The following is a 6,356-nucleotide window of genomic DNA, read 5'->3' as shown; positions in this document are numbered from 1 at the left end:
GTCGGCGGTGTACGACGGCGAGGTGGACCTTGTGTTGACGTTGACGTTCAGCAGGGCGATCGACGTGGATGCGATCGATGGGGCGGCGATCATCGTGAACGATCCGGGGGCGATGTTGGACCAGCTGATCGGCACGGGCGGCGCGACGCTCGAGGGGCCGGCGACGGTGCGGATTGGGCTGGTGACGCAGTCGGTGCCGCCGGTGCCGGGGGCGGTCACGCTGACGGCGGGGGCGGACAACGGCATCGTGGCGATCGACGGCGGGGCGTGGGCGGGCGTGACGGCGGTGGTGCTGCCGTTTGGGTGAAGTCTTAAGTATGAAGTCTGAAGTATGAAGGCGGAAGGACGGAGGAGCGGGGGCGTGGCACCCGATGGGAGGCGTCCTTTGCCATCTAATCGGCTCGCTCGATCTCTTCTTTCTGACTTGGCGTGCTTGGCGTGCTTGGCGCGCGGGCGTTGGATCGACAACTGACCACTGGCAACTGAACACGGACCACAGGAGTTACAAATGCTGGAGCAGGTGAGCACATCGTCGTCGTCGTCGTCGTCGTCGTCGCAGTTGTTGGCCGTGCGGCCGCGGGTGGAGATGCGCGTGCGGGCGGGGACGCTGGACGATGTGGCGTTCATGGATTCGCTGCAGAAGGCAACCACGAAGCAGGTGGGGTTCATGCCGCGGGCGCAGTTGGAGGGGAAGGTGAGGGCGGGGCATGTGTTGGTGGCGGAAGTGCACGAGCCGCGAGCGTTAGCGACCGGTGCTTGCGATTCCGTTGCTGGGGGCGTTGGCGGGACCGTCGCTGACGCGTCCGGCTCGTCGGGCGGGACCGTCGCTGACGCGTCCGGCTCGTGGGGGGGACGCGTAGGGTATCTGATCGCGGCCGATCAGTACTTCAAGCGCGACGATGTGGGCGTGATCTATCAGATGAACGTGGTGCCGGCATATCGTCGTGGTCTGGTGGCGGCATCGCTGTTGAAGGCGCAGTTTGAGCGGAGCGCGTACGGGTGCAGGCTGTACTGCTGTTGGTGTGCGCAGGATATTGAAGCCAACCAATTCTGGGAGGCGATGGGGTTCGTGGCGTTGGCGTTTCGCAGTGGCAGCCGGACGAAGGGGAAGGGCGGCGCGGCGCGGACGCACATCTTCTGGCAGAAGCGCATTCGGCAGGGCGATGAAGTAACGCCGTGGTGGTTTCCGAGCAAGACGGCGGGCGGGGCGATGAACGAGGATCGGATCGTGCTGCCGATTCCGCCGGGCGTGAATTGGCGGGATGCGATGCCGGTGGTGCTGCCGGAGGGCGAGGGAATGCCGAATGTCGAGTGCCAATTGCCGGATGAAAAGAAGGCGGTGGAGCGGCGAAGGGTTGATTCTTCCAATCGCAAATCGGCAATCGCAAATCGGCAATCGGTGAAGCCTGCGGTGCGGGCGCGCGTGCAGTTTGGCCCGCCGGTGATGGAGCAGACGGAGGCGGCGGCGAGCGAGGTTGTCGGTGAATCGCCAGCGCTGCAGACGACGGCGATGGCGGTGGTGAAGGCCAAGCCGCAGCGCAAGGCGAAGAAGGCCGACCCGCGGCTGATCGCGGCGGCGCGGGAACTGCGCGATCGGTGGCTGGACGAGGTGAACGCGGGACGGTTCGTCGGGCAGGGGAAGTACGACGTGACGCGGGTGATGAGTGGGAGTGAGGGGACGGTGCGGGCGTTGGGGGTGACTGGCTCGCCGCCAGCGATGCTGCCGGCGGCGTGATGGGGAAGGGCGGGGAAGAGGAATGACCAAGCCCCAATGCCAAACAGATGACCAAGGCCCAAATCCCAATACAGAACGATAATCTCTGTGCCTGCCTCTGTGCTCTCTGAGTCCTCTGTGGTTCGACTCTCTTCTTCGCGTTCGCTTCGCGCCCTTCGCGCCTTCGCGTCTCTTCTGAACTGCAAAAGAGAGACAGACAAGAATGTCCGTCCCACCAGATCCAGAAGTCGAAGGCAGAAGAGACACAGGCAAGAATGACTGTGCCACAGAAGAGAGAATACGGCGGGAGAGGCGGACGGGGGGAGAGACAGGCAGGAATGCCTGTCCTACAGAAGAGAGAAAGACAGGCAAGAATGCCCGTCCCGCGGAAGAGAACCCTTGCGCCGGGCATGTTTCGCGTGCATCCTTCCGCAATCCGCAATCCGCAATCCGCAATCCGCAATCCGCACTTCCCCCGTCAACTTCCCCCTTTCGTCGGCTTTCCGTATCATGCCGGGCGGGTCGTACCAACGGAGAGAAGATGTCTGCAGTTGTTCGTCATGATTGGACCGTGGATGAGATTCGGGCGATACACGATCGGCCGTTGATGGACCTCGTTTACGATGCGGCCACGGTGCATCGGCAGCACCACGACCCGCGCGAGGTGCAGGTCTGCAAACTCATCTCCATCAAGACCGGCGGGTGCCCGGAGGACTGCAGCTATTGCAGCCAGAGCAGCCGGTACGAGACGGAGGTGAAGGCCAGCCCGCTGATGCCGAAGGACGAGGTGGTGGCGATCGCGCAGAAGGCGAAGGAAGCCGGCGTGACGCGCGTCTGCATGGGGGCGGCGTGGCGCGAGGTGCGCGACAACAAACAGTTCGACCGCGTGCTCGACATGGTGCGCGACGTGACGGACATGGGCTTGGAAGTCTGCTGCACGCTGGGCATGCTGACCGAGGAGCAGGCCAAGAAGCTCGAGGACGCGGGGCTGTACGCCTACAACCACAATCTGGACACGTCGGCGGAGTATTACGAGACGATCATCACCACGCGCACGTATCAGGATCGGCTGGACACGATCGCCAACGTGCGCAAGACGAACGTGACGGTCTGCAGCGGCGGGATCATCGGGCTGGGCGAAACGGTCGATGACCGCGTGAGCATGCTGTGTACCCTGGCGAACCTGCCGCAGCAGCCGGAATCGGTTCCCGTCAATATCTTATCGCGCGTGGAGGGGACGCCGTTGCAGTTGAATGAAGAGGTGCCGTTCACGCAGAGCCTTCGCATGATCGCGACGGCGCGGATCGTGTTTCCGAAGTCGACGATTCGTTTGAGCGCGGGGCGGGCGACGCTGTCGAGCGCTGAGCAGGCGCTGTGCTTCATGGCGGGGGCGAACAGCATCTTCTCATCGGAAACCAAGCGCATGCTGACGCTGGCGCCGACGAATGATTTCGACGAGGACAAGGCGCTGTTGACCGGCCTGGGCCTGACGATGCGCCCGCCGTTCAAGGATGCGGCCAGCAATGAACGCCGCGAAACGGCGATGGTGTAGGGGCGGGCATTGGCCGTGGCATGGGCGTCTCGCCCATGCATTGGGTCGAAGCGGGGGATGTTGTTGGGGGCCTGCATCGAGTCGGGGTGGTTGCAACAAATCCAGTCTTCCCTCCTGCTGACCCGCATGGGCGAGACGCCCATGCCACGGTAATCGAGCCGCGACGCGTGTAAGTTCGTCTCGCCCGCTCCTTTCCTCAAATGACCGCCGCCGGTATCTTCGCGCGGTCACATGACGATTTTGCTTTTCACGTTGATCTTCGTCGCGTTCGCCGTCTCGTGGATGGTGACGTTGGCGATGAAGCACATCTCGCCGCGCATTGGGTTCGTGGACAAGCCGGGGCATCGCAAGATTCATCACAACCCGAAGCCACTGGGTGGAGGCGTGGGGATCATGGCGGGCTTTCTGCTGCCGGTGGCGGCTGGGTTGGTGATCGTCTGGCTGATGACGCCCAGATCCCTACCGCCCGACGCGCCCGCCGAGTTCGTGGAACGGGCCCAAACTCTCAACGCTTACGTTGGCGGCGCGCGCGAGCAGACGCCGCTCGTCCTCAGCATTCTGGGCGGGGCGCTCGTGCTGCACCTGATGGGGTTGCGCGACGATCGCGAGGCGCTGGGGCCGTACGCGAAGCTGTTCATCCAGCTCGCGGTGACGACGGCCATCGTGGTCGCCTTCCCGGACCTGCGGATCCTGACGGCCCTCGGATCGGTGCTGGCGATCGTGGCGACGGTGCTCTGGATCACGGCCATCACCAACGCGTTCAACTTTCTCGACAACATGGACGGCCTGAGCGCCGGTGTGGCGGCCGTCTGCACGACGGCGTTTCTGGTGGCGACGCTGTCGATTCAGCAGTGGTTCGTGGCGGCGGCGCTGGCCTTGTTGCTGGGGGCGCTGCTGGGGTTTCTCTGCTTCAACTTTTCGCCGGCCACCATCTTCATGGGCGATGCGGGGTCGCTGGTGGTGGGGTTTCTGCTGGGCGTGTTGACGGTGCGGACGACGTTCCTGCCGCCGGGGGCCGACTTCGGCGCGGGTTGGTACGCGGTGGTGGCGCCACTGATCGTGCTGGCGGTGCCGCTGTACGATTTGGTGGTGGTGAGCATCATTCGCCTGCGGAACGGCAAGAGCCCATTCGTGGGCGACACGAACCATTTTTCGCACCGCCTGGTGGCCCGCGGCATGAGTCGGCGGACGGCGGTGCTGTGCATCTACCTGGTGACGGCCGCCACCAGCGCCGCGGCCATCGTGCTGCCGCACGTGCGGTCGGGGTTCCTGGCGGCGATGATCGTCGGGCAGACGGTGCTGATCCTCGGAGTCGTGGCGTTGCTGGAACAACATCCGCTGCCGGTGCCGAAGGAAGAAAGTTGAACCACGAAGGCGCGAAGGCACGAAGAGCGGTCTGGCCCTTCGAGCGATGCCTTGTGACTTCGTGTCTTCGTGGTTGATTTTGATATGCCGTTGCTGCAGGTCGACAACATCTCCGTGCGCTTCGGCGGCCTGCGGGCGCTGACGGATTTCTCGTTGGCGGTGGACGCGGGGGAACTGGTCGGCTTGATCGGGCCCAACGGGGCGGGCAAGACGACGGCGTTCAACGTCATCACCGGTGTGTACGCGCCGACCAGCGGGCACATCACGCTGAACGGCAAGCGGATCGATGGGGCGTCGCCGGTGCAGATCAACCATGCGGGGCTGGCGCGGACGTTTCAGAACATACGGCTGTTCGGGCAGATGACGGTGCTGGACAACGTGATCGTGGGGTACAACCGGTCGGCCGAGCATGGGCTGCTGGGGACGATTATCCGCAGCCCGAAGTTCCGGCGCGAACAGGACGACATGCGCCGCAGGGGCATGGAACTGCTGCACACGCTGGGGCTGTCGGGCAAGGCCAGCCTGCTGGCCCGCAATCTGCCGTATGGCGATCAGCGGCGATTAGAAATCGCACGGGCGCTGGCGACGGGGCCGAAGATCCTGCTGCTGGACGAGCCGGCGGCCGGCATGAACCCCAGCGAGAAGGTCGAGCTGACGCACCTCATCCGCCAGATCCGCCAGCAATTCGGCGTGGGCATCTGGCTGATCGAGCACGACATGCGGCTAGTCATGAGCCTCTGCGACCGCATCGCGGTGCTGGACCACGGCGAGACCATCGCCATTGGCACGCCGGCCCAAGTGCAGAGCGATCCGAAGGTGATCGGGGCCTACCTGGGAGAACCGGTATCCGCATGAACGACCGCCTCCCCAGCGACGCCGCCGGCCCGACCGCGACGGAGCGAAACGTCCTGCTTCGCGTGAGCGATCTCGACGTGTCGTACGGCGCCATCCGCGCGCTGCACGGTGTTTCGCTCGACGTGCGGGCGGGGGAGATCGTCACGCTCATCGGCTCGAACGGCGCCGGTAAAACGACGCTGCTGCGAACGATCAGTGGCCTGCTGAAACCCAACAGCGGGCGCATGGAATGGCTGGGCGATCGCGGCAGCGACGGCGAGCTCAAATTGAACGGCTTAAAGCCTCATACGATCGTGCACCATGGCATCGTTCACGTGCCCGAGGGCCGGCAGGTCTTTCCGCACCTCTCCGTGCGCGACAACCTCCTGCTGGGCGCTTACCAGCGGCGCGACAAGGACCAGATCGCTGCGGATGTGGAACAGGCGTACGAGCGGTTCCCGATTCTGCGCGAACGTAAAGATCAAAAATCCGGCACGCTCAGCGGCGGTGAACAGCAGATGCTGGCGATCGCGCGGGCGTTGATGTCTCGGCCGAAACTGCTGCTGCTGGATGAACCGAGCCTCGGGCTGGCGCCGCTGATCGTCCGGCGGATCTTCGACATCATCAAAGAAATCAACGCCGCGGGGGTGACGATCTTCCTGGTCGAACAGAATGCGCACATGGCGCTGACGATCGCGGACCGCGCCTACGTGCTGCAGTGCGGCGAAGTGGTGCGGGCGGATGCGGCTAGTAAGTTGCTACAGGATGATGAAGTGAAGAAGGCGTACCTTGGGGGATAAGGAGAAAGTCCAAATCCCAAGCCCCAATGACCAACAAATGACCAAGCACCAAATCCCAAGGAAGACGAGTTAGCGAGCCCGTCAGCGCAAG

Annotated in this window: 6 protein-coding genes; all 6 read left to right on the top strand. The window is 64.1% G+C overall.

Features of this window, described 5'->3' with window-relative positions; all coding sequences use genetic code 11:
• Positions 1-307: hypothetical protein (locus tag VGN72_15630; GenBank protein ID HEV7300796.1), on the top strand; the 307-nt coding region annotated here is incomplete at its 5' end.
• A 201-nt stretch (positions 308-508) separates the two neighbouring features.
• Positions 509-1,735 carry a hypothetical protein gene (locus tag VGN72_15625; GenBank protein ID HEV7300795.1) on the top strand — a complete coding sequence of 409 codons (1,227 nt, stop codon included), beginning with the start codon at positions 509-511 and terminating at the stop codon, positions 1,733-1,735.
• Between the two features lie 520 nt (positions 1,736-2,255).
• Complete coding sequence (gene bioB / locus VGN72_15620) at positions 2,256-3,266, top strand: biotin synthase BioB (protein HEV7300794.1); 1,011 nt, start codon at positions 2,256-2,258, stop codon at positions 3,264-3,266.
• Between the two features lie 231 nt (positions 3,267-3,497).
• Positions 3,498-4,631 (top strand): MraY family glycosyltransferase, encoded by a 1,134-nt coding sequence (locus VGN72_15615; GenBank protein ID HEV7300793.1) that lies wholly within the window; start codon positions 3,498-3,500, stop codon positions 4,629-4,631.
• Positions 4,632-4,715: 84 nt separating this feature from the next.
• Positions 4,716-5,486, top strand: a complete 771-nt coding sequence (locus VGN72_15610) for an ABC transporter ATP-binding protein (protein ID HEV7300792.1) — start codon at positions 4,716-4,718, stop codon at positions 5,484-5,486.
• Positions 5,483-6,265, top strand: coding sequence for an ABC transporter ATP-binding protein (locus tag VGN72_15605; GenBank protein HEV7300791.1), 783 nt, complete (start codon positions 5,483-5,485; stop codon positions 6,263-6,265). The genes VGN72_15610 and VGN72_15605 overlap by 4 nt, the downstream gene beginning before the upstream one ends.
• Positions 6,266-6,356 lie beyond the last annotated feature (91 nt).

It is taken from the genome of Tepidisphaeraceae bacterium (assembly GCA_035998445.1).
Taxonomy (GTDB): Bacteria; Planctomycetota; Phycisphaerae; order Tepidisphaerales; family Tepidisphaeraceae; genus DASYHQ01.
The sequence above is the reverse complement of the archived record's forward strand: the minus strand, read 5'-3'. Positions and strand labels throughout refer to the sequence as shown.